Genomic DNA, 21,482 nt, shown 5'->3' on the forward strand with positions numbered 1-21,482 from the left:
GTCTGACACCTCGATGTTGAAGTGGCCGTCGGGCTGGCTCATCTTGATGCCGATGCGGCCGGCCGTGGTCCCGTCGGGTCCTTCCTTGAAGGCGTGCTTCAAAGCATTGGTGACGAGTTCATTGACCATCAGCGCGACAGGCGTCGCCTTTTCCGCTGAAATCACAATGGGTTCGAGCTCGAGTTTCGACTTGATCCCGGAGCGCCCCGACGCCGTCAGTAGATCGGTCACCAGGTCCTTGGCGAAGTCCGAGACGTCGAAACGGCTGACATCCTTCGACTGGTAGAGCCGGCGATGCACGGTGCTCAGCGCCTCGATACGCTCCAGCATGGTGGTTAGCGAATGCCTGGTCGCTTCGTCCTGTATGGTCCGGCGCTGCATGATGATCAGGGACGAGATCATCTGCAGATTGTTTTTCACCCGATGATCGACCTCGTGCAGCAAGGTGGTCTGCGCCTCCAGCGCTGCTTCCAGTTCGGCGGTGCGCTCCTTCACCGCTTTCTCGAAGCGGTCCTTGTCGGCGGTGATGCGATGTTCCGATCGCTTGCGATCCGAGACATCGAGTTGCGAGGCGAAAAAGAACTGTAGTTCGCCTTTGTCGTTGGAGACGGGGCTGAGGTAGAGCGCGTTCCAGAAGGTCGACCCATCCTTGCGATAGTTCAGGATGTCAACGGCGACGTCGTTTTTGTCCTCGATCGCCGAGCGTATCTCCGCAATGGCAGCCTTGTCGGTCTTCGGCCCCTGCAGGAAGCGGCAGTTCTTGCCAATGACCTCGTCGCGGCCATAGCCGGACAGCCGCAGGAACGCGTCATTGGCAAAGACGATCGGATTATCGGGCTGACGGGGATCGGTGATGATCATCGACATGCGGGTGGCGCGGATGGCCGCCGCGAACGGGTCGCCCTTGCCATGCTCGACATGAAGGTCGTCCGTCATGTGCCAAGCGTCGGCAGGCTCCCTGGTCCGTTTCCAGTCCATTGTGTCACTCCAAGCCGTTTTCGTGGGGGACAACGGCTCAAGTGAGGAATTGGTTCAATCCTGGACGTGTTGTCGCAGTTTGGCGGGATCGGGAACCGACCCGATAGTTTTACAACCAATTGATAAGAAAGGTTTTTTGGTGCCTAGCGTGCCCGTTGCAGGCTTGTGGAAGGCAACGCCTGCGACCACCAGCGCGATGCCCAGGCAATCGCCGAAACTTGGAATCTGGCGCAACACGATGACGCCGATCAGCGTTGCAGTGACCGGCAGCAGCGACAGCATCAGCGCGAAACTGGAGCGCGGCAATCGCGACATGGCAAGCTGGTCGCAGACATACGGGATGACCGAAGAGCAGATGCCGACGCCGATGGCGGCGATGAGCAGCGGCGGTGAGAAAAAGGCGGGCAGCGCATCGGTGAAGCCGATCGGCAGCACGACGATGAAGGCAACCGCCATGGCGGCACCCAAGCCGGCGATGCCGTCGCCGGCGCCGGCACGGGCGACGCGGTGGCCGAGCACGATGTAGCCGACAAAGAGGGCGCCATTGAGGAAGGCCCAGAACAGCCCGATGGGATCGCTGGACCATTTGACATCGATGAGCAGCAAGGTGCCGGTGACGGCCACGGCAAGAGCGGCGAGATTGCGTGGGCTTCTCAGACCGATCACAGCGATGCCGATGGTGCCGACGAATTCGATCGCCGCCACCAGCGAGATCGGCAAGCGGTCGAGCGCGAGATAGAAGGAACAGTTCATCACCGCCAGGCAGGCGCCCAAAGCGACGAGCAGGAGCCGGGTCGAGCGATCAGCGCGGGCAAAGGTTTGCCACGGACGGGTCAGCGGCGCGAAGATCAGCGCGGCGGTGGCGATGCGCAGCCACGCCATGCCGAGCACGCCGACATGCGGGAACAGCAGCACGGCGAAGGCCGGCCCGAGATAGTGGAAGACGGCGCTGACGCCGAACCAGACATGCGGTGGCAGTTTTGTCGCCAGGCCGTCGAGTCTGGGACCACTGGGGGCAGGGCGGGCGGCGGGTGCTTGCATCTGATCGTTCATCGGATCAGTATCGCAGGTGATTTTTTCACTTAATATAAGGAATGGCCGATCCATCAGGCTGTTTCGTTCGCGGAAGCAAGGAGTTTTCATTGAAACGCCTTCGAACTGAAAATATCGATCTCGATGCGGCCGACATGAAGATCCTGCGTCTGCTGGAAAAGGATGCACGCGCGAGCACGGCGGAGCTGGCGCGCTCGGTCGGCCTGTCGGCGCCAAGCGTCGCCGAGCGCATCAAGCGGCTGCAGGAGAATGGTGTGATCGAGGCCTATTCGGTCAGGATCAATCCTGCGGCCCTTGGCCTGAAACTGTCGGCGTGGCTGCGCATCCGGCCGGTGCCGGGGCAACTGGCCGTCGTGGCCGAGATCATCCGCGAACTGCCGGAGATCGCGCAATGCGACCGGGTGACCGGCGAGGACTGTTTTATCGCTTTGGCGCATGTCGGCTCGGTGACCGAGCTCGAACGGGTGATCGACCGGATTATTCCTTATGCGATGACGAATACGGCCATCATCCAGTCATCGCCTGTGGTGGCGCGCTCGCCGCTGGCGGCGGTGAAGCGGTTGCCGTGAAACGGCACGATTGACTGGTTTACCCGATGTTTCCAGGCAGCCTCACCGGCGCTATGCGTGGCCGCGCTTCAGGCGGGCGCGCTTCAAAATGCTGCGCCAGCGGATCATGTCGAACGGGATCGGCTCGTTGTTGTTGGCGATGTGAAAGATCTCGTTGTCGACGTTCTTGAGCGAACGCCAGAAATCATAGTCAGTGATACGCGGATCAGCGGCCAGCCTGTCCACCTCGACCTTGATGTCGGTTTTCATGCACGTCCCTCGAACCGGCTTCGCCCCGCCGCCCGTAAAACAACCCAGTGCGGACGTTTTCGACCGCTCTGCTGAGTCGTTCAACGGCTCAATTGGCTTGTTCCCGTTAAAACCTCGGTAAGGTTAACGCGGGCACCAGGCCGCTTCAAGCACTGGTGCCAGCCGATTTGAGGGTTCTGCGATTTTGGATCGCCAGTGTGGCTTTGAGGTCCGGTCTATTTGCGTTTGATGCCGATTGAGCGGCCGGCACGTTCGGGCATGGGCAATGCCGAATGCGCGGCGCGCATGGCTTCGATCTTGGCCAGAACATCAGCGGGGAAGGGCGCGACCTTCGGCCCCGACATATCGACATGCAGCGACAGCGTCTCGGACGTGGCGGCGAGCCAGCCGTCGACATGGCGGATTTCCTGGTAGGCCCTGAGCCGCTTCGCATCATGGTCGATGAGCTGGAAGGAGACCGTGACCTTGTGGTCGAGATGCAGTTCCTGCACGTAGCAGACATGGACCTCGGCGGTGTAGATGGTGAGCCGCCGCTCTCTGACATAGTCCAGCCCCATGCCCATCGCTTCGAAGGCCTCGTCCGAGCAGCGATCGAACAGCACGTTGTAATAGGCCATGTTGAGATGGCCGTTGTAATCGATCCAGTCCTTCTCGATGTCCATGGGCCTGGAGACGAAGGGGGCGGGGATGGGCATCGAAACTTCCTTGTTCTGGCGCTGGACAGGGCGTGGTGGGTAAGACTTTTTTGTTCTGACGCAATTCCGGACGGAAAACCGCTTCGCACTTTTCCTGGAATTGCTTTAGGCATCCATAACCCCATAACAAGCGTGGGCGCTGGTCCATTCGCGGAGGAATTCATGGCTCTGAGCGACCTCAATCCGGTCGAACGCAACGAGGAAGGCATYGCSGCSGTGCTTGGCATCCTCAAGCAGCAGCTKGGCGAGCGCTTCCAGACCGGCSARGCRATCCGMKCSCAGCATGCGCACACCACCACCTATATCCCGACGCAGGCGCCSGATGGCGTSGCYTTYCCGGARACGACTGAAGAGGTGCAGRASATCGTRCGCGCYTGCGCSGCGCAYYGCGTGCCGGTGATYGCGTTYGGCGTAGGCTCGTCGCTGGAAGGCCACACCAACGCGCCGGGGGGCGGCATCTCGGTCGACACCTCTCGCATGAACCGCATCCTTGCGGTCAATCCGCAGGATCTCGACTGCACGGTCGAGCCCGGCGTGACGCGCGAGGATCTGAACCGGCATCTGCGCGACACCGGCCTGTTCTTTCCGATCGATCCCGGCGCCAATGCCTCGCTCGGCGGCATGGCGGCGACGCGGGCCTCCGGCACCAATGCCGTGCGCTATGGTACGATGCGCGAGAACGTGCTGTCGCTGACCGCTGTCATGGCCGACGGCGAGACGGTGACGACTGGCAAGCGGGCGAAAAAGAGTTCGGCTGGCTACGATCTGACCCGGCTGCTGGTCGGATCGGAAGGAACGCTTGGCATCATCACCGCGCTGACGCTGAAGCTGCAAGGCATTCCGCAGGCCATTTCAGGCGGCGTCTGTCCGTTCCCGAGTGTCGAAGCGGCCTGCAACGCCGTCATCGCGACGATCCAGATGGGCATTCCCGTGGCGCGCATCGAACTGGTCAACGCGCTGCAGATGCGGGCGATGAAGAACTATTCCAAGCTCGACTATCCCGAGAGCCCGTGCCTGTTCGTCGAGTTCCACGGCAGCGATGCCGGCGTTGCCGAACAGGCAGAGACTTTTGGCATGATCGCCGAGGAAAATGGCGGTGGCCCGTTCCTGTGGACCAGCGTCGCCGAGGAGCGCACCAAACTGTGGAAGGCCAGGCACGACGCCTATTGGTCCTCACTGACACTGCGGCCGGGCGCCAAGGGCCTGTCGACCGATGTCTGCGTGCCAATCTCGCGCTTTGCCGAATGCGTCATGGAAACAGAGGCCGATATCGCCGAAATGGGCTTGATCGCGCCGATCGTCGGTCATGCCGGCGATGGCAATTTCCACGTGCTGGTGCTGATGGATGTGAATGATCCCAAGGAGATCGCGCTGTCGGAGAAGTTCGTCGCGCGGCTCAACATGCGGGCGATCGCCATGGACGGCACCTGCACCGGCGAGCACGGCATCGGCCAGGGCAAGATCGGCTTCCTGCGCAGCGAACTCGGCCACGGCGTCGATATCATGCGCACCATCAAGCAGGCGCTCGACCCGCAAAACATCATGAATCCGGGCAAGATATTGCCGGCTGTGGGGTAGGGAACATCCGGCCGCAGTCCAGAGCCGGCGCGGGTCCGGCACCTCCGATCATACAGGCGCGCGGCGTCCCGGCTCAGCCTGGTGGAGATAGCCGGTGAACGTGTCGGGAGACGTGGGCTTCGACAATTGGGCGACGATGCGGCCGACCTCGCCACGATGATAGCCGCCATGGGTGATGACGTGAGCCAGCATCTCTTCGCGCGACATTTGCCCGGGACTGCCACTCGTAAAGGTGAAGGGGATCGTCTCGGCCAGCTCTTCGGGCTTCAACTCTTCGACATAGCGCAGGTACCACCGATCCGTTTCGGTGATTGCCGCTGACAGTTCGGCGAGTGTCGGCGTGCTGCTCGTGCCGGTGTCCCGATAGGCGTGCTTCTTCTTCTCGATATTCGAGGCAAAGATACTGTCGACGACATAAGCGTGATTGATGGTTTCGAGGATCGCGCCAAGCTGCTCCCCGGGGAGTTCGCTCTCGATTTCGGCCAGCAGAGCGAGCAATTCGTCGTCGGCCCAGCTTTTGTAACGGAACAGGGACAGAAGCAGTGTTTTGCTGCTCATTACGGTCTCTCATTGGCTTGCGTTGCGGGCTTGGATAAATGTGAGCTGACAGTCGCATTTTGATTGGGAAGCCCTGATATGGCCACTCGCGTTCCCTCAGAGCAGGCAAGCGTGCGCAAAGCGCCACGGCAGCAGCGGTCGCGTGCGACCGTGGACACGATTGTCGAGGCGGCGGCTCGCGTTCTGGCGCAACGCGGCTGGGCGGATTTCACCACCAACGAAACCGCGGCGATAGGCGGTGTCAGCGTCGGTTCGATCTATCAGTATTTTCCCAACAAGCTGGCGCTGGCGGAAGAGATCCGCAAACGCCATCTCGACGCGGTGCTCACGGCGATTTCCGGTTCAGAAGAGCATGGCGCGGCGATGACCCTCGAGCAGCGTGCAGCGAAGCTGATCGATGGCGTCGTTGCCGCCCATAATGTCGATCAGGATTTGCATCGCGTCCTGCTCGACGAGGTGCCGCTTGCCGCGCGCTCGACGCAGGATGCATTCGAGGCGGAATATCTGCGCCGCTACCAGGCCGTGATCGCATCGGCCGCGGGCAAGGCCAATCCCGAGCGGGACGAGATTGCCGGACGCGTCCTTTCAGGCGCGGTCGAAGGGGTCGTGCACAGCGCGGCGCGGCATGGCGAACTCGATTCGCCGGCGCTGCGGGCCGAGCTCATCGAACTGGTCTGCGCCTATCTGCGCGGCCGATCCGCGCGCTGATCGGTTCGGTCTCTCACCCGAGCGGCCGCCTACTTCTCCTGCGCGCCTTCTACAAGCGCCTGCAGCATGGGGCGAGTCGGCGCGAAGAATGTCAGGTGCGCAAGCCAACTGCCCGCATTCACGGTCTTCCCGCCAGTAGCCTGCTCAAACTGATTTCGACAAACTCCGCACCCATCAGTCCATCTTCAGCGAGGCCTGTTGGGATCACAGGCCTCCGTTCTCTGGTTCCCCGGACGATATCGTCGTCTGAATATCTGACGATCGTGTCTGGCAAGATGTGTAGCGCGTCGTGATGGATGAATTCTGGGATAGGCCAATCGGCCCGGTTCCAGCCTCCAATCTCTCCAAAGATCTCCCACTTGCCGTCTATGAGATGCAGATCGCCAAATCGCCCGACGACAATAGCTTCAGTTGGCAGAAGATCGCTCGCATTGGTATCCGCTGAAAACATTCTCGGGCCGAAAAAATAGCCCAGAAGTATTCGTCCTCCCGGAGCCATTCTCGCCACGACTCCCCTCGCAAAGCCTCCATCGGACAAGGGAATCCGAAAAACCGAGCCCTCGCGATATGGCAGCCGTTTCGCCAATTTCGATCCCCCCAGTCACTTGATCGCTACCGAGCTAGTCCACTGTCGTGGATCGCCAGCAGACAATTTTTCGGCTGAGGCCGCAACCAATAGCTCGTCTTGACCGCGCCACCATTCGGGTCGAGTCTCCCCAGACGGCAGGCCTGAAAAGACAGGCGTGCCGGCTGAGGAGGACTGTCATGGCCRTTTCACGCAAGGAAGAAGCCCGCGCGCTGAGCGCCGATGAGACGGAATTGGTGGAGAAATCGCACCATCCGGCGGTGCAGGAGCTTTCCGACGCCGACCTTTCCGGTCTGGTCAAGCTGCTGCGCGAGCGGCGCGACAAGGCTCAGAGCGAGGCGCATCGGCGCCGGCGCGAGATACGCGGCAAGGGCGCGCCGAAGGGGGCCGCTCCCGCGAAGGCCGATGGCGGCTCGCAGGTCAAGCTCGCGGTGCTGGCCATGGCGATGCGGCGGCTGAATGGCGAGGCGGAGCGTCGGCGCCAGCTGGCGGCTCGGATTTCGCTGGTCGGGAATGCGCGCAAGGCACTGGCCATGAAGCAAAATGCACCGGCGGACGGTCCCGCGTACAATTCGCGGACGGCTCACAAAGGCATGCGGGCCGTGGCCAACGAGCGGGCGCCGAAGCTGGTGCGGCCGGCGGAACTCGGCCGGCAGCGCAAGGCGGGCAAGGTGGCGCAAGCGAAGCGCGACGCACGCTGATCCTCGCGGAAAGAGCCGTCGGCCTCCACTTTACCGTGCGGCGGGAAGCTGCTGCTGCGCGCCCTCGACAAGAGCCTGCAGCAAGGGGCGCGTCGGCGCGAAGAAGGTCGTGCCGGTCTGCGGCGTCGAGACATCGAGCAGCCGGTCGTAGGCGCCCGGCGGGTCGCCGACATACATGCGCTGCAGCATCTTTTCGGTGACCCAGAGATACCTGGAATAGCCGATGAAGTAGGTGCCGAACTCATTTTGCCCGGGGCGGCCGAACGGCATGTTGTCGCGCAATATATCGTACTCGTTGCCGTCGGCATCCTCGATCGTGGCCAGCGACTTGTGCGATTTGCGCGGCGCGTCGTCATCGTCGATTTCGATGTTGTCGATCTTGGTGCGGCCGATGATCGCCTCCTGCTCGGGCGTCGGAATGCGCGCCCAGGCCTGCATGTCGTGCAGATATTTCTGGACGACGACATAGGAGCCGCCGGCAAAGTCGGCATCCTCGTCACCGACCAGCGCCGAGGCGGGCAGGTCGAGGCCGGTCGGGTTGGCGGTGCCGTCGACAAAACCGAGCAGGTCGCGGGCATCGAAATAGCGAAAGCCGGTCACTTCATCGACGACGGTGACATCAGGACCGAGCCGGTCGAGCAGGATACGTTCGAACTCGAAGCACATGTCGGGCCGCTCGGCCCGGATGTGGAAGAGAAGGTCGCCCGGGGTCGATGGCGCCGAATGGACCGCTCCCTTGATCGGTGCGAACGCTTTCAACTCCAGCGGCCGCCGGCCGGGACTGAGCCGGTCCCAGAGATCGCGGCCGATACCGGCAATGCACGACAGGTGGCCGCCAAGGTCGCGGAACCCGACAGTCTTGACCAGATCGTCGAGTTCGCCRAGCAGGGAGCAAACCTTGGCCAGGGCTGGTTGGCCGCCGGCGACGGTGACGACAAGGAAAATCGCCGACTGCGAAAGCGGCGCATCGACGCTCTGCGCGTCGATCGGCACGCGGTCCCAGTTCTTGCCCGACATCCGAAATCTCCGCTTTTCCCGGATTTGTTTCAGATCGTCCGGGATGACGCAATACTGGATGAATTGCCTCTTTATCGACACGCGGATGCGGGTAGAGTGCGGCAGATTTCAATCAACCTGTTCGGAGCTGATGCTCGCACGCCTGTTCGTGATCTTTGGTGGCCTGTTTGTGCTGGTGCTGTGTGCGGCGCTGGTGGTGCCGTATTTTGTCGACTGGACCGGCTACCGCGCCGAATTCGAGCGCGAGGCGAGCGCCATCCTCGGCCGCAAGGTGACCGTGCAGGGCGACGCCACGGCAAGGCTGCTGCCGTTCCCCTCGGTGACTTTTTCCAACGTTRCCGTCGCCGGTGGTCCCAACGGCCAGCCGGCGATGACGGTCGAGACGTTTTCGATGGATGCCGAACTCGCGCCCTTCCTGCGTGGCGAGGTGCTGATCTTCGACATGCGGCTGGTGCGGCCGAAGGCGACGATCGACATTGCCAATGACGGCACCGTCGACTGGGCGATGCGGCCATCCTCGCCCTTCGACCTCAACCAGATCTCGATCGAGAAGCTGACGGTGACGGAAGGGCAGGTCGAACTGCACCATGCCGCCGGCGGACGCAGTCATATCTTTTCCGAAATCAACTCGACCATTTCGGCCAAATCGCTGGCCGGCCCCTGGCGCATGGACGGCACGCTGCGGCTGGACGGGTTGCGCACCACTGTCACGGCGTCGACCGGCAAGGCCGAAGGCAACGGCCAGATGCGGCTTCGGCTGAAGGCCGATCCCGATGCGTATCCGCTGGTCATCGAGACCGACGGCAATGCCGGCATCGTCAACGGCGCCGCCATCTATTCCGGCCAGTTCAAGATCTCCGGTGCCGACAAGAACAGCGCCGAGCTTCGCGGCACCGATGGCGAGACGGTTAAGGTCAGCACCGGCAAGCCCGATCCGGGCTTCCGCCTGARCGGCAAGTTCTCGCTCGACCACCAGAAGCTTGGCGTCGACGAATTCCGTTTCGAGACCGGACCGCTGGACAATCCCTACACAGCCGACGGCAAGGCCTCTGTCGATCTTGGGCTGAAGCCGAACTTCGCCATCGAAGCCAATGGCGCGCAGGTGAAACTCGACGAGGCGGTGGGGGCTCAGCCCGGCGCCGGCCTGACGCTGGATCAGCGCATTGCCGGGCTTGAGCAGGCACTGCTCGATCTGCCGAAGCCGACCATTCCCGGTACCGTCGAGGTCAAGCTGCCGGCTGTGGTGGCCGGCGACACCACAGTGCGCGACGTGCATCTTTCCGCTGAGCCGGTCGACGGTGGGTGGTCGGTGAAATCGCTCGCCGCGACACTGCCAGGCCGCACCACGCTGGAAGCAAGCGGCATGCTGGTGCTCAACGTGCAGAGCCATTTCGGCTTCACCGGTTCGTTGCTGCTGGCCGTGGCGCAACCTTCGGGTTTTGCAGCGTGGCTGTCCAAGGATGTCGACGAGGCGATCCGCCGTCTGCCTGCCGCCGGCTTCAAGGCCAAGGTCGACCTTTCGGAAAACCACCAGGCCTTCAGCGACCTTGAGCTGATCCTCGGCAAGGCGAAATTTTCCGGCCGTATCGATTCCAGCCAGCCCGACGATGCAAAGCCCTCGGTGCTGATGCGGCTCGAGGGCGGTGAACTCGACGTTGACGGGCTGGCGGCCTTYGCCTCSATCTTCGTCAGCGACAAGGGCGCCAACCGTTTTGCCAACAGCGATCTCGATTTCCAGATCAAGGCCGGGCCGGTCAGCGCCGGCGGGCTCACCGCCGACACGGTCGACACGGCGCTGAGGCTGCGCGACGGCTTGCTTGAAGTCGATCGGCTCTCGSTCGGCGGGCTGGCYGGCGCCTCGATCAGCGCCACGGGCCGGATCAAGGATTTTCCGGMGAGCCCGACGGGTAAGCTCGACGCCTCGGTGGTTGCTGTCGACCTGAAGCCGCTGATCGACGTTGCCGCACAGCATTATCCGGACAATGGCGTGCTGAAAGGGCTGGCGAGCCGGGCAGCGGCCTATCCTGACCTGTTCCAGGACGCACGAGTCGACCTTGTGGCGAGCGCCGCCGACAATGGCGACGGCACGACGGGCCTGGCGGTGAGCGGACAAGGCAAGGCCGGCGGCTCAGCCTTTTCCGCCTCGCTGTCGGGGAAGGGAGCGCCGGACAAGCTTCTCGACGCGCCGGTGACACTGACCTTCAACGCCAAAAACCCCGATGCCACGGCGCTGCTCGCGCTCTACGGCCTGCCGGCGCTGCCGCTCGGCATGCTGGGTGAGGCAACGACCGATATTTCGGCCAAGGGTACGTTTGGCGGTGGCCTGACGACGAGTTTCAGCCTCGCCGGCAATGACTTCAAGGCCGGCTTCGAAGGCACGATCGCAGATACGCCGCAAGGCCCTACCGCCAAGGGCAAGATCAACCTCGATGCCGCCGATATCGAACCCTGGCTGATGACATCGGGCATCGGCCTGCCGGGCATGGGAGCGGGCATGTCGACCTCGCTCTCGGCACAAGGCGACTATGGCAACGGGCTGCTGGTGCTGGACAATGTCAGCGGCGCCATCAACGAGGCGGCCGTGTCGGGCGACGTCAACGTCGACGCCAAGGACGGCGTGCCGCATCTGGCCGGCGCGCTGGCACTCGACGAACTCGACCTCGATCCGATGGCGGTGGCGCTGTTCGGCGATTCGGCTTTCCTTGCAGACAAGAATGGGGCCGACAAAAATGCGGCCGACAAGAGCGCGAGCGACAAGGGCGGCGCGTGGCCGGCAGCACCGTTCAGCCAGAAATCCAGCCTGCCGTTCACCGCCGACCTCGACCTGACGACGGCGGCACTGGCCGCCGGCCCGTTCGCCACCGCCTATGATGCGTCCTTTGCGCTGAAGCTCGACCAGGAGGGTATCCGCGTTTCGGACCTCAAGGCAAAATTCCTCGGTGGCGCACTGACCGGCCTGTTCGAGTTGAAGAACAATGACGGCACCGGGCTTTTCACCGGCCAGATGAAACTGGCGGGTGCCGACCTGGCAAACGTGTTGCCGGATGCCGGCATTGGCGGCGTCAGCGATTTCTCGACGACGCTATCGACCAGCGGCAAGTCGGTCGATGGGATGATCGCCGCACTGTCCGGCTCGGGCACCGCGACGCTGAAGGGGCTGAAGGTCGCCGGCGTCAATCCGGATGCGTTCAGCACTTTGCTGGCCAAGGCGGATGCGATCGGGCGCGACATCGACGTGGCCAAGACCGCGGGCTTTGCGCCTGACATTGCCGCCGATGGCAGCTTTGCCGCCGGGGATGCCGACATCGCTTTCACGATTGCCGGCGGCACGCTCAGGGTGCCGCCGATCAGCCTCGAAAACCCGGCGGCAACCTTGTCCGCCGATATCACGGCCGACCTCAACACAAGCACGGTTTCCGCCAAGGGCGCGATCACCTACAAGCCCGGCGACGAGGCGCTTGTCGGCTCCGAGCCGACCGTCAATTTCACCGCCGAAGGGCCGTTTGGTGCCGTGAAGCGGCAGTTCGACAGCGAGCCTCTGGCGCAGTTCCTGACCCAGCGCGCGCTGGAAAAGGAGCAGCAGCGCGTCGAGGCGATGCAGGCGGCGTTGCTGGAGAAGCAGCGGCTGCGGCGTGAGGTGCGCTATTACGCAGCGCTGCAGGATGCACGCGACAAGGCCGCCGAGGAACTGCGTCAGCAGGAGGAGGCCGCGCGGCTGAAAGCCGAGGCGGACGCCAAGGCCAAAGCGGAGGCGGATGCCCAGGCGCAGGCTGAAGCGGATGCGAAGGCGAAGGCCGACGCGGACGCGAAAGCCAAGGCGGATGCTGAGGCCAAAGCAAAGGCTGATGCCGATGCAAAGGCGGCGGCCGAGCAGCAGGCCGCCGACGAGGCAGCCAAGGCGCAGGCCGATGAAGACCAGCGGCAGAAGGCCGAAGAGGCGAAGCGTATCGCTTCGCAGGAAAAGGCGCGACTAGAGGCCGAGCGCAAGGCCGCCGAGCCGAAGGTCGAGCGCGCGCCGCTGCCGGAAGCCAGCGACAATCCGCCGGCCAAGCCGAAGGCCAATCCGTTCACGATCGACAATTTGTTGAAGTCGTTGCAGTAGGGCAGTAGGGCTCTCCGCCCCAGTTCGTTTCAAAGAACGGACAGTTCGGCGCCGTCGGCCACATAGCGGGCGTGGCGAAAATCGCGGATGGCGGCAAGTTTGCCGTCCTGCCAGGCCAGCAGGATGAAATAGGTCGGCCGCGTCGTCGGATCGTTGGGATCGCGGACGAGAATAGCGGGCCGGTTTTCGACGAAGCCGGGCACGAGGTGCCAATCCTGCACCTGGGAATAGTTGCCGAAGTAGGTGCCGACTTCCTTGTGGCCGTTGAGCCGTGTCCTGGCCACCAGTTCCAGCTGTACCTCTTGCGCCAGCATGTCGCGCACCGCGTCGAAATCACGGGCATTGAAGCGATCGATGTAGGCGTTGAGCAACAAACGCTCGGCGGCKCCCAGTCGCGGGAGAGCGCGGTCGTCGGGTTCGTCGGCAATCTTGCGCAGCCGGTCGCGGCCGCGATGCAAGGCAGCTTTGACCGCCGGGATTGTGGTGTCGAGCGTGGTGCTGATTTCCTGCAGGGAGTAGCCGAGAAGGTGCATCATGATGACGCTGCTTCGCTGTGCGACGGGAAGACGCATGAAGGTATGCAGCCCGGCAGAAGCGGCCTGACGATCGATGATGGCATTTACCGGGTCGACGATCATGTCCGGATCCTCATCGGCGGCGGTCTTATCGCGGGCGCGGCGGCGCAGGAAATCGAGCGCCGTATTGTGCGCGATGCGAAACAGCCAGCCTTCCGGATTGGCGATCGGGCCCGCACTGGGCAAGGCCTCGAATGCCTTGGCCAGCGCCTCCTGCAGCACGTCCTCGCCGTCGATGACCGAGCCCGTCATGCGGGCGCAATAACGGTGCAGCTTGGGGCGCAATTCCCCAAACAGGCGCTCGAAAAGTCCATGCTGCTCGCCGGGAATTGGAATGTTCATAAGCTCCCGCTCTGCGATCTTACTTGCCTCGATTACTCGTCCAGCACCCGGTAGCTGCCCACCACGGCCATCTCGTCGCGTTGCGGAGGTTCGCTGCAGCGATCCCTGAAGCCGTCTTGAAATGCCTGGAATGCCGCCATCTCGGTGATGAGGTCAGAATGCGCATCGGTTTCCGTCTCGACCAGATGGACGAATGTCCCGTCGCCGGCGCGCAAGGTCATATAGCGAACGCCGTCCGGCGATTTGTCGCGCAATTCCTGGAAAACGGCCTTGATCAGCCGCTCGTTCTCATCGGCCCGTTCCGGCTTCATCTTGTAGCGTATCAGGTGACGTTTCATCTCTGGTCTTCCTTTTGATTGCGCGTGCGTCCCTCGAGGCGTTCATCCCCTAGACGTTGCGGAAAGGCCAAAGGATTCGGGCGCCGCAAAAAAATGACAAGTGTCATCTATCGCAAGACGCCGGGGCGTCACTCGCGGCCCTGATCGAGCAGGCGCCTCAGCATCGGTTCGATGCGAGAAAGTTCGTCGAGGTGCGCCGCCGAGAGTTCGGCCAGGCAATCGTCTGCACGCTCGGTCAGGCGCAGCAGCACGCGGCGATGATCGTCCTTGTCCTGATCCCGCACGACAAGTCCTGCTTCGCCGAGGCGGTTGACCAGTTCGACGGCGCTGTGGTGGCGGATGCGCAGGCGCTCCGCCAGGTCGCCGATCGTCACCGGTCCGCCGCCTGGGAAACCCTTGATCGCCAGCAGGGCCTGGTGCTGGCGCGGTGTCAGCCCGGCGTCTTCCGCCTGGATCTGGCTGAATTCGAGGAAGCGGCGGATCAGATAGCGGAACTCGGACAGCCGCTGGTAGTCGGCCTGTTTGATGGCGGGGCGTGATTTTTTGGGCTGCGTCATTCCAGACATTTGTTCCATTCCGGCAAAAGGCTCAAACGGTTTTGATGCAAAACCAGCTTGAATTTATATCGTGTTACGATACATAGCGAGCCGTCAAAGCCGCCGGCGTCTTCGCCGTGCCGCAAATCCAAGATCCGGCCGCCGCCAGAAAGCCAGCCATGAAGCCCCATCATTCCGAAAACGGCCATCTCAGGGATTTCACCACCGACGCGCGCGTATTGACCATTGCCACGATAGCCGTGGTGGTCGCCACGGCGGCGCTGTTCGCCGGCATCGTGCTGTTGAAACTGATCCGGCTTGCCACCAACATCGCCTATTTCGGCCAGTTCACGCTCGCCGATCTGAAATTGCAGGATACGCCGCTTGGGCTTGCCGCGGTGGTGGTGCCGGTGATCGGTGCGCTGATCATCGGCCTGATGGCACGCTACGGCAGCGAGAAGATCCGCGGCCACGGCATTCCAGAAGCCATCGAGGCGATCCTGCTCGGGCGTTCAAAACTCGGCGCCAAGGTGGCGATCCTGAAGCCGCTGTCGTCGGCGATCTCCATCGGCTCCGGCGGGCCGTTCGGCGCCGAAGGGCCGATCATCATGACCGGCGGCGCGATCGGCTCGCTGATCGCACAGATGCTGCCGGTCAGCGACAACGAACGCAAGACGCTGCTGGTGGCGGGTGCCGCGGCCGGCATGACCACCGTCTTCGGCACGCCGATCGCGGCCATCATGCTGGCGGTCGAACTGCTGCTCTTCGAATGGACGCCGCGCTCCTTCATCCCCGTGGCGGTTGCCGCGATCATTGCCGAGGTCGAGCGCACCGTGCTGCATCTGCCTGGGCCGATCTTCCCGTTTCAGGGCGGCATGGCGGTGTCGTTCGTCGGGCTTGGCGGCTGGGTTCTGGTCGGTATCTGCGCCGGCCTGCTGTCGGGGCTGCTCACCCAGATGGTCTATGCCTGCGAGGATGCCTTCCAGAAACTGCCCATCCACTGGATGTGGTGGCCGATGATCGGCGGCCTGGTGGTCGGCATCGGCGGCTTGATCGAGCCGCGGGCGCTCGGCGTCGGCTATGACAACATCGCCGACATGCTGGACGGTCGCACGCTTGCCACTGCGGCGCTGATGCTGTTGGTGGTCAAGGCTATCATCTGGTCGGTGGCGCTCGGTTCAGGGACTTCCGGCGGCGTGTTGGCGCCACTGCTGATCATGGGTGGCGCGATGGGCGCCGTGCTCGGCGGATTCCTGCCAACAGCGGATCCGGGTTTCTGGGCACTGCTGGCCATGTCGGCGACCATGGGCGGCACGATGCGGGCGCCGCTGACGGCGACGTTCTTCGCCGTGGAACTGACCGGCAACACGCATGTCCTTGTTCCCTTGATTGCAGCTTGCGCCACGGCGCATGCCGTGACCGTGCTTTTGATGAAGCGCTCGATCCTGACCGAAAAGGTTGCCAGGCGAGGGCATCATTTGGTGCGCGAATATCGTGTCGATCCGTTCGCGCTGACCAGGGTGCGCGAGGTGATGACGTCGCAGGTCGAAAGCGTCCCGGCGACGATGACGCTGCATGGCGCGGCGGCGTTCCTGACCGCGCCGGAAACCCGGCACCCGAGCTTTCCGGTCATCGACGAGAACAGGCAGGTGCTTGGCCTCATCGATCCACCGGCGATCCTGCGCTGGCGCCGCGCCGGCAAGCACAGGACGACGCTGCTCGGCGAACTGCTTGCCGGAAGCAAGGTGACGCTGGCCTTTCCCGACGAATACCTCGAAGGCCTGTCGGACAAGCTGTTGATGGCCAATGTCTCGCATCTGCCGGTCGTCACCCGCGAAAACCTGCAACTGGTCGGCTATGTCGGCTGGAAGGATCTGATGCGCGTGCGGTCGCGGAAGCAGGCAGAGGAGCGCGACCGCTCGACCTTGCTTGGCTTCGGCGCCAGGCGTGGGAAAAAGACGGATGCGGTCGAGGGCGTCTAATCCAGGCGTTCGGCCCGTTTCGCCCACTCCAGCACATGCAGCCGCAGCGCCGAGGACAGGTTGGTGTCGCGGGGCCGCGTCTCGTCGACTTCGGCAACGAGGGCGGCGAGCGTCAGCTTTCTGGCCGCTGCGATTGCGATGAGGTCGTCGTAGAAGGGCTTTTCGAGGGAATAGCTGGTGCGATGGCCGCGAATGGTCACCGAGCGCTTTTCAACGACGCTCACGGCCGACAGCTCATTGCTCGTCCTTGCCTGATGGATCGAGGCGATGGCCGGCGACGAATTTGTCGGCCTTGTCGGCGATCAGCCGGTCGCGTTGCTTCTCCGCCTTGGAACGGCCGTGTAGGGCCCGGTTCTGTTCAGCGACGCGTAGCTTCTTGTCCCGCGTCCGCTGCTTGCGAGCCTGACGGAGGTTGACGATGTCGGCCATGGCGCGAACCGTGGGTTTATTTCTTGCGGAAGGCGTCGAGCGAAACCACTTCGGCGCCCTTGGTGGCGGCGTCGGTGGCGGCAGCGGGTTTCTTCTCCGCTTCGGCCGCGGCCTTCTTCTCGGCTTTCGGCTTCTTTTCGGAAACGATTGTCAGCGGCTCAGGGGCAGGTTGAGCCGGTTCCTCGTCGGGCTGCGCATCGGTCTTGACGTCGAACTCGAGTTCGAAATTGACCGAGGGATCATAGAAGCCGCGCACGGCCGAGAACGGGATTTCCAGTTTCTCGGGCACGTCGGAGAAGGACAGGCCGACCTCGAAGCCGGTGTCGGTCACCTTCAGGTCCCAATACTGGAACTGGATGACGATGGTCATCTGCTCGGGATAGCGCTCGCGCAGCCGCGACGACACGCGCACACCGGGCGCGCCGGTCAGGAAGGTGATGAAGAAGTGATGGTTGCCGGGGAGGCCGGTGCGTGCGACCTCGGCCAGGACTTTGCGCATGACGCCGCGCAACGCCTCCTGGGCCAGAATGTCGTAGCGGATGTGGTCGTCGGCCATGTGGTGGTCGGGTTCCGTTGAATCGTCCGCATAGCTGTAATCAAGCTTGAGCGCGGCGTAAACCTGATATAGCCCACCGCCGCGTCGAAGCGAGGACTATTGCCAACGATTTGATCGGCAAGGCGGCTTGGCGCAAGCGCAAATGTTATGCGTTAGCCAGCGCAGTGTGTTTTTTGGCGCTGCCCGGGGCAGGGCGCTTGCCGAAAGCGCGCAGGAAGGTGCGCACGCCATTCGTCGCCGACTGCACCACCTCATCCTCGCGCGGCGTGCCGCCGAGCATGAAGGTGGTCTGCAGTTCGGCATTGACCAGGCCGAGAAACTGGCGCGCCGCGACGTCTGGGTCGTCGATGGTGAGGTAGCCGCCATAGGCAAGGCGGGCGAAGCGGGCGGCGATCGCCGGCCATGTCCTGCCCGGGCCCTGTTCGAGCCACTCGGCAAACAATTCGGGATAGCGCTCGCCCTCGGTCTGGATCAGCTTGCGCAGGAATTTTCCGTCGCGGTTGCAGATACAGTTCTGGTTCAGGCGCACGGCAAAGCCGATCAAATCCGCTTCGAGGTCGCCAGGCTGGTCAGGGAAGGTGGCGATGGTGGCGAAGATGCCGGCATTGCAGCGCTCGGTAAGGTCGCGCACCACAGCCATGAAGAGCTTTTCCTTGTCGCCATGGTGGTTGTAGACGGTCTGGCGCGAGACGCCGGCCTCCGCGGCGATCAGATCGATATTGGCGCCGGCAAAGCCTTCGCGGCAGAACACGCCGGCGGCGGCGTCGACGATCGACAGGCGCTTGGCCTCGTGGCCGCGTGGCGGGAAAATGTCAGGAGAAACGCTCGCTCTCATGAAAATCTATATAGAGGTGATTGACGATTTGGACAAGAGTGTCTAAATTTGTGGACATACGATAAAGAGATTTCGCACTGGGGACGAGTAGAATTTGCTCCTGAGTGTCGGTGTCTCATGGGATGGAACGTCCTAGGGTTAGACGTCGCCTGGCGGCGGCAACCAGATTTCGAAAGAAGCCAATATCATGAGTCCCAAATTCCTCCGCATCGCGGTCGTGCTCGGCCTGTTGTCCGCCATCGGCCCGTTCGCAATCGACATGTACCTGCCCGCTTTGCCGTCGATCGGCGCGGATCTGCACGCCGGCACCGCGGCCGTGCAGATGAGCCTGCTGATCTTCTTCCTGTCGATGGGGTTTGGCCAGATCGTCGTCGGACCGATCTCCGACATGGTCGGCCGCAAGCTGCCTCTTTATGGCGGCCTTGCGCTGTTCATGGTTGGCGGCGTCGGTTCGGCAATGGCGCCGACCATCGAGTGGCTGATCGCCTTCCGCTTCCTGCAGGGACTTGGCGCCAGCGCCGGCATGGCCGTGCCGCGCGCCATCGTGCGCGACCTGCACACCGGCAATGAGGCCGCCAAGCTGATGTCTTTGCTGATGCTGGTGTTTTCGGTGTCGCCGATCCTGGCGCCGTTGACCGGCAGCCAGATCATCGAGAATTTCGGATGGCGCGCCGTATTCTGGACGGTGACCGGTGCGGCAGCCCTTGCCACCATCCTGCTCGCGACCTCGCTCAAGGAGACACGGCCGGCGGAAGAGCGCGTCGGTTCCTCCTTCGGCACCGCACTTGCCGGCTACCGCTTGCTGATGGGTGACCGCAACTTCCTCGGCCTGGTGGCGATCGCCGGCTTCGGCATTGCGAGCTTCTTCGTCTATCTGTCGAGCTCGTCCTTCATCCTGATCGACCATTACGGGCTGTCGCCTTCGGTCTACAGCGTGTTCTTCTCGATCAATGCGGTGGCCTTCATCGGCATGTCGCAGCTGACCGGGCTGCTGGCCGAGCGTTTTGGGCTGCGGCGCGTGGTGCGTGTCGCGGTGACCGGCTATGCTTCGACGATGGTGGTGCTGTTGGCGATCATGGCGACAGGCGTCGACCGGCTCGACGTGATGGCGGCGTTGCTGTTCGTCGGCTACGGCTTCCTCGGCCTGGTCATCCCGACAACCTCGGTGCTGGCCATGGAAGAACATGGCGAAATCGCCGGCACGGCCTCGGCGCTGATGGGCACGCTGCACTTCGCCATCGGCGCGCTCGCCATGGGTGTTGCCGGCGTGTTCTTCGACGGTACGCCGCTGCCGATGGTTGCCGGCATCACGCTCTGCGCGGTGATTTCGTTCACGCTGGCCAAGGTCACGCTCGGTCGCTCGCGCGAAGCTGTTGAAGCGCCAGCTGAGTAGGCGTCTCTTGCAGTCCATGAAAAGGCCGGGTTTTCCCGGCCTTTTTTAATGTCTGAACAGCCCTGGGCGTCACCTCGTACATCACGTAGGTATCACGTTTAAGTGGGTATCTTGCATAGACAGGTACCTTCCAATAGAGTGTACTGAACTTGCCGGGAACGGACGATGACCGATCCAAATGACGTCCAGCTGAAAAAGGGGGCGCTCGACCTGTGTGTGCTTGCCTTGCTCGCCCGGCGCGAAAGCTACGCCTATGAGATCGCCAGCACGCTGGCCGAGCGTGTGGGCATGGGGGAAGGGACAATCTATCCGCTGATGCGGCGCATGCAGAGCGATGGGCTCGTCGAGACATGGCTCGTCGAATCGACGAGCGGCCCGTCCCGCAAATACTACCGGCTCACCGCAGCGGGCAGGACCGCCTACGAGGCGCGCAGCAGAGAGTGGCGAAGCTTTGTCGATGCCGTCGACCTTTTCCTGGGAGAGATGGAATGAACCGCGATGCTTTCTTGGTTTCCCTGCGCAACAGCCTGACCGGAATGTCCGCGGGCGAAATCGACGAAATCGTCGCCGACTACGCCGCCCATTTCGACGAGGCACGGGCCTCGGGACGGAGCGAGGAGGATGTTGCCAAGGCACTTGGCGATCCGGCGCGGCTGGGACGGGAGCTGCGGGCGGAGGCAGGAATCCGCCGCTGGGAGCATGATCGCGGCCCGGGCGGCGTCGCTGCTGCGCTGCTCGCGCTGACCGGGCTTGCCGCCTTCGACATTCTGCTGCTGCTGCCGGTTCTCATCGTCTTCTGCTTCGTCGTGCTCGGTCTCGGCGTTGCGGTCCTGGCGCTGGGCATCACCAGCATCGGGCTGCTGTTGAGCGTCGTGCCGTTCTGGCATTTCGCATCCTGGGCCACGGCGTTCGCACGCTTGCTGGCCGCTGTCGGCCTTGCCGCCGCCAGCATCGGATTGGGCTCGCTGCTGCTGCTTGGCCTCAATGTCGGGGTCAAGCTGCTGGGGGATTATGCGCGCCTGCATTACCGCCTGGTCAAACCACGCCAACCCTGAATCAACCCCGTGGCGCGCCGCCACGCAGAAATAACAGGTGCAACATGAACAAGACGCTTGCCTGGACCGCCGTGCTGTCGCTCTGCGTGGCCGTGATTTGTCTGTCGCTGGCCAGTTCGATCGCCGGCAATGACTGGAGAGGTGCCCGGTGGTGGAATTTTGCTTCCAGCTGCCGCAGCTCCGGCGATGCGACCAAGCCCGGATCGGTAACGCTGGGCTGGGAACCGGTCTCCAGCGAGTTTCAGATTGCGCTGCCGGCAACGGTCACCTATCGGCCCGGCACGCCTTCCCAGGCCGTCGTCAGCGGCGATCCCGAGGCGGTTTCGCATGTGCGCCTGTCCGGCAATGTGCTCGACTTCGACGATGATTTCGATTGTGATGGCCTGCCGGTCAGCGTCCAGCTTACCGGTCCGGCTGTCCCCAGCTGGCGGTTGAGCGGCAGCGGCAAGCTCGAGCTTTCCGCTCTCGCCCAGGAGGGGCTCGATCTGCGCATCAGCGGCAGCGGCGATGTGCGCGCCAGCGGCAGCGTGCAGGATCTCTCCTTGCGCATCTCCGGCTCGGGTTCAGGCGATTTTGCCAAGCTCACGGCGAAGACCGCCAGTGTCCAGATCAGCGGCAGTGGCAATGCCGACATCGCACCGCAGGAC

24 protein-coding genes are annotated in these 21,482 nt (G+C 63.2%); 10 read left to right on the forward strand and 14 right to left on the reverse strand.

Translation table 11 applies throughout. The features are described 5' to 3' along the window. Positions 1-978, reverse strand: a 978-nt coding sequence (locus tag AC1DX0_RS13015) for a histidine kinase dimerization/phosphoacceptor domain -containing protein (protein ID WP_477355617.1), incomplete at its 3' end; no start/stop codon positions are given. Between the two features lie 54 nt (positions 979-1,032). After that, entirely contained in the window at positions 1,033-2,031 is a 999-nt protein-coding gene (locus AC1DX0_RS13020; RefSeq protein WP_477222110.1) for an EamA family transporter, read from the reverse strand. Positions 2,032-2,120: 89 nt separating this feature from the next. Between AC1DX0_RS13020 and AC1DX0_RS13025 the strand changes: the two genes are divergently transcribed. Next, positions 2,121-2,600, forward strand: coding sequence for an Lrp/AsnC family transcriptional regulator (locus AC1DX0_RS13025; protein WP_477221980.1), 480 nt, complete (start codon positions 2,121-2,123; stop codon positions 2,598-2,600). A 51-nt stretch (positions 2,601-2,651) separates the two neighbouring features. On the opposite strand, the gene AC1DX0_RS13030 is transcribed toward AC1DX0_RS13025, so the two are convergent. Both AC1DX0_RS13030 and AC1DX0_RS13035 read right to left on the reverse strand, forming a co-directional pair. Further along, on the reverse strand, positions 2,652-2,849 hold the full coding sequence (locus tag AC1DX0_RS13030; RefSeq protein ID WP_013894716.1) for a hypothetical protein: 198 nt from the start codon (positions 2,847-2,849) through the stop codon (positions 2,652-2,654). A gap of 215 nt (positions 2,850-3,064) precedes the next feature. Next, the gene (locus tag AC1DX0_RS13035; RefSeq protein WP_477221981.1) at positions 3,065-3,544 is read right to left on the reverse strand and encodes a thioesterase family protein; all 480 of its coding nucleotides are present in this window, start codon (positions 3,542-3,544) and stop codon (positions 3,065-3,067) included. A 162-nt stretch (positions 3,545-3,706) separates the two neighbouring features. Here AC1DX0_RS13035 and AC1DX0_RS13040 point away from each other — a divergent pair, with 162 nt between their 5' ends. Continuing rightward, the gene (locus tag AC1DX0_RS13040) at positions 3,707-5,122 is read left to right on the forward strand and encodes an FAD-binding oxidoreductase (RefSeq protein WP_477355620.1); all 1,416 of its coding nucleotides are present in this window, start codon (positions 3,707-3,709) and stop codon (positions 5,120-5,122) included. 48 nt (positions 5,123-5,170) lie between these two features. Here AC1DX0_RS13040 and AC1DX0_RS13045 read toward each other — a convergent pair whose 3' ends face one another. Continuing rightward, the gene (locus AC1DX0_RS13045) at positions 5,171-5,680 is read right to left on the reverse strand and encodes a DinB family protein (protein WP_477221983.1); all 510 of its coding nucleotides are present in this window, start codon (positions 5,678-5,680) and stop codon (positions 5,171-5,173) included. Positions 5,681-5,758: 78 nt separating this feature from the next. On the opposite strand from AC1DX0_RS13045, the gene AC1DX0_RS13050 reads away from it, so the two are divergent. Beyond that, on the forward strand, positions 5,759-6,388 hold the full coding sequence (locus AC1DX0_RS13050) for a TetR/AcrR family transcriptional regulator (RefSeq protein WP_477221984.1): 630 nt from the start codon (positions 5,759-5,761) through the stop codon (positions 6,386-6,388). Between the two features lie 118 nt (positions 6,389-6,506). On the opposite strand, the gene AC1DX0_RS13055 is transcribed toward AC1DX0_RS13050, so the two are convergent. Next, positions 6,507-6,974, reverse strand: a complete 468-nt coding sequence (locus AC1DX0_RS13055) for an Imm26 family immunity protein (protein WP_477221985.1) — start codon at positions 6,972-6,974, stop codon at positions 6,507-6,509. Between the two features lie 179 nt (positions 6,975-7,153). Here AC1DX0_RS13055 and AC1DX0_RS13060 point away from each other — a divergent pair, with 179 nt between their 5' ends. Further along, positions 7,154-7,675, forward strand: coding sequence for a hypothetical protein (locus AC1DX0_RS13060; RefSeq protein ID WP_477355623.1), 522 nt, complete (start codon positions 7,154-7,156; stop codon positions 7,673-7,675). A gap of 30 nt (positions 7,676-7,705) precedes the next feature. Here AC1DX0_RS13060 and AC1DX0_RS13065 read toward each other — a convergent pair whose 3' ends face one another. Beyond that, complete coding sequence (locus AC1DX0_RS13065) at positions 7,706-8,692, reverse strand: Dyp-type peroxidase (protein WP_477221987.1); 987 nt, start codon at positions 8,690-8,692, stop codon at positions 7,706-7,708. A 130-nt stretch (positions 8,693-8,822) separates the two neighbouring features. On the opposite strand from AC1DX0_RS13065, the gene AC1DX0_RS13070 reads away from it, so the two are divergent. Continuing rightward, entirely contained in the window at positions 8,823-12,794 is a 3,972-nt protein-coding gene (locus AC1DX0_RS13070) for an AsmA family protein (RefSeq protein ID WP_477355626.1), read from the forward strand. A 29-nt stretch (positions 12,795-12,823) separates the two neighbouring features. Here AC1DX0_RS13070 and AC1DX0_RS13075 read toward each other — a convergent pair whose 3' ends face one another. The 3 genes from AC1DX0_RS13075 to AC1DX0_RS13085 all read right to left on the reverse strand — a co-directional run bounded on the left by AC1DX0_RS13075 (position 12,824) and on the right by AC1DX0_RS13085 (position 14,615). After that, complete coding sequence (locus AC1DX0_RS13075) at positions 12,824-13,711, reverse strand: sigma-70 family RNA polymerase sigma factor (protein ID WP_477221989.1); 888 nt, start codon at positions 13,709-13,711, stop codon at positions 12,824-12,826. 32 nt (positions 13,712-13,743) lie between these two features. Next, positions 13,744-14,049: a hypothetical protein gene (locus tag AC1DX0_RS13080; protein WP_477221990.1), complete on the reverse strand. Its 306-nt coding sequence runs from the start codon at positions 14,047-14,049 to the stop codon at positions 13,744-13,746. A 128-nt stretch (positions 14,050-14,177) separates the two neighbouring features. Next, positions 14,178-14,615: a MarR family winged helix-turn-helix transcriptional regulator gene (locus AC1DX0_RS13085; protein WP_477221991.1), complete on the reverse strand. Its 438-nt coding sequence runs from the start codon at positions 14,613-14,615 to the stop codon at positions 14,178-14,180. A gap of 149 nt (positions 14,616-14,764) precedes the next feature. Between AC1DX0_RS13085 and AC1DX0_RS13090 the strand changes: the two genes are divergently transcribed. Continuing rightward, complete coding sequence (locus AC1DX0_RS13090) at positions 14,765-16,567, forward strand: chloride channel protein (protein ID WP_477221992.1); 1,803 nt, start codon at positions 14,765-14,767, stop codon at positions 16,565-16,567. Here AC1DX0_RS13090 and AC1DX0_RS13095 read toward each other — a convergent pair. The 4 genes from AC1DX0_RS13095 to AC1DX0_RS13110 form a co-directional block, all read right to left on the reverse strand. Continuing rightward, positions 16,564-16,791: a ribbon-helix-helix domain-containing protein gene (locus tag AC1DX0_RS13095; RefSeq protein WP_477221993.1), complete on the reverse strand. Its 228-nt coding sequence runs from the start codon at positions 16,789-16,791 to the stop codon at positions 16,564-16,566. The two genes, AC1DX0_RS13090 and AC1DX0_RS13095, sit on opposite strands and share 4 nt — an antisense overlap. Positions 16,792-16,801: 10 nt before the next feature. Further along, positions 16,802-16,996 (reverse strand): DUF4169 family protein, encoded by a 195-nt coding sequence (locus tag AC1DX0_RS13100; RefSeq protein ID WP_477221994.1) that lies wholly within the window; start codon positions 16,994-16,996, stop codon positions 16,802-16,804. 16 nt (positions 16,997-17,012) lie between these two features. After that, positions 17,013-17,552: an SspB family protein gene (locus AC1DX0_RS13105; RefSeq protein WP_477221995.1), complete on the reverse strand. Its 540-nt coding sequence runs from the start codon at positions 17,550-17,552 to the stop codon at positions 17,013-17,015. A gap of 145 nt (positions 17,553-17,697) precedes the next feature. Continuing rightward, positions 17,698-18,387 (reverse strand): TetR/AcrR family transcriptional regulator, encoded by a 690-nt coding sequence (locus AC1DX0_RS13110; RefSeq protein ID WP_477221996.1) that lies wholly within the window; start codon positions 18,385-18,387, stop codon positions 17,698-17,700. A 187-nt stretch (positions 18,388-18,574) separates the two neighbouring features. On the opposite strand from AC1DX0_RS13110, the gene AC1DX0_RS13115 reads away from it, so the two are divergent. From AC1DX0_RS13115 to AC1DX0_RS13130, 4 genes are all read left to right on the forward strand, one after another. Next, entirely contained in the window at positions 18,575-19,780 is a 1,206-nt protein-coding gene (locus tag AC1DX0_RS13115; RefSeq protein WP_477221997.1) for a multidrug effflux MFS transporter, read from the forward strand. A 165-nt stretch (positions 19,781-19,945) separates the two neighbouring features. Next, positions 19,946-20,272 (forward strand): PadR family transcriptional regulator, encoded by a 327-nt coding sequence (locus tag AC1DX0_RS13120; RefSeq protein WP_477221998.1) that lies wholly within the window; start codon positions 19,946-19,948, stop codon positions 20,270-20,272. After that, positions 20,269-20,835 (forward strand): DUF1700 domain-containing protein, encoded by a 567-nt coding sequence (locus tag AC1DX0_RS13125; protein ID WP_477221999.1) that lies wholly within the window; start codon positions 20,269-20,271, stop codon positions 20,833-20,835. Before AC1DX0_RS13120 ends, AC1DX0_RS13125 begins: the two co-directional genes overlap by 4 nt. A gap of 44 nt (positions 20,836-20,879) precedes the next feature. Further along, on the forward strand, positions 20,880-21,482 hold a 603-nt coding region (locus AC1DX0_RS13130; RefSeq protein WP_477355629.1), incomplete at its 3' end, for a GIN domain-containing protein.

The organism is Mesorhizobium sp. P3_A9, assembly GCF_056402975.1.

Coding starts and splice junctions, on each gene's coding strand:
- AC1DX0_RS13020 (WP_477222110.1), bottom strand. CDS start 2,031: ATGAACGATCAGATGCAAGCACCCGCCGCCCGCCCTGCCCCCAGTGGT.
- AC1DX0_RS13030 (WP_013894716.1), bottom strand. CDS start 2,849: ATGAAAACCGACATCAAGGTCGAGGTGGACAGGCTGGCCGCTGATCCG.
- AC1DX0_RS13035 (WP_477221981.1), bottom strand. CDS start 3,544: ATGCCCATCCCCGCCCCCTTCGTCTCCAGGCCCATGGACATCGAGAAG.
- AC1DX0_RS13045 (WP_477221983.1), bottom strand. CDS start 5,680: ATGAGCAGCAAAACACTGCTTCTGTCCCTGTTCCGTTACAAAAGCTGG.
- AC1DX0_RS13050 (WP_477221984.1), top strand. CDS start 5,759: ATGGCCACTCGCGTTCCCTCAGAGCAGGCAAGCGTGCGCAAAGCGCCA.
- AC1DX0_RS13080 (WP_477221990.1), bottom strand. CDS start 14,049: ATGAAACGTCACCTGATACGCTACAAGATGAAGCCGGAACGGGCCGAT.
- AC1DX0_RS13085 (WP_477221991.1), bottom strand. CDS start 14,615: ATGTCTGGAATGACGCAGCCCAAAAAATCACGCCCCGCCATCAAACAG.
- AC1DX0_RS13090 (WP_477221992.1), top strand. CDS start 14,765: ATGAAGCCCCATCATTCCGAAAACGGCCATCTCAGGGATTTCACCACC.
- AC1DX0_RS13100 (WP_477221994.1), bottom strand. CDS start 16,996: ATGGCCGACATCGTCAACCTCCGTCAGGCTCGCAAGCAGCGGACGCGG.
- AC1DX0_RS13105 (WP_477221995.1), bottom strand. CDS start 17,552: ATGGCCGACGACCACATCCGCTACGACATTCTGGCCCAGGAGGCGTTG.
- AC1DX0_RS13110 (WP_477221996.1), bottom strand. CDS start 18,387: ATGAGAGCGAGCGTTTCTCCTGACATTTTCCCGCCACGCGGCCACGAG.
- AC1DX0_RS13115 (WP_477221997.1), top strand. CDS start 18,575: ATGAGTCCCAAATTCCTCCGCATCGCGGTCGTGCTCGGCCTGTTGTCC.
- AC1DX0_RS13120 (WP_477221998.1), top strand. CDS start 19,946: ATGACCGATCCAAATGACGTCCAGCTGAAAAAGGGGGCGCTCGACCTG.
- AC1DX0_RS13125 (WP_477221999.1), top strand. CDS start 20,269: ATGAACCGCGATGCTTTCTTGGTTTCCCTGCGCAACAGCCTGACCGGA.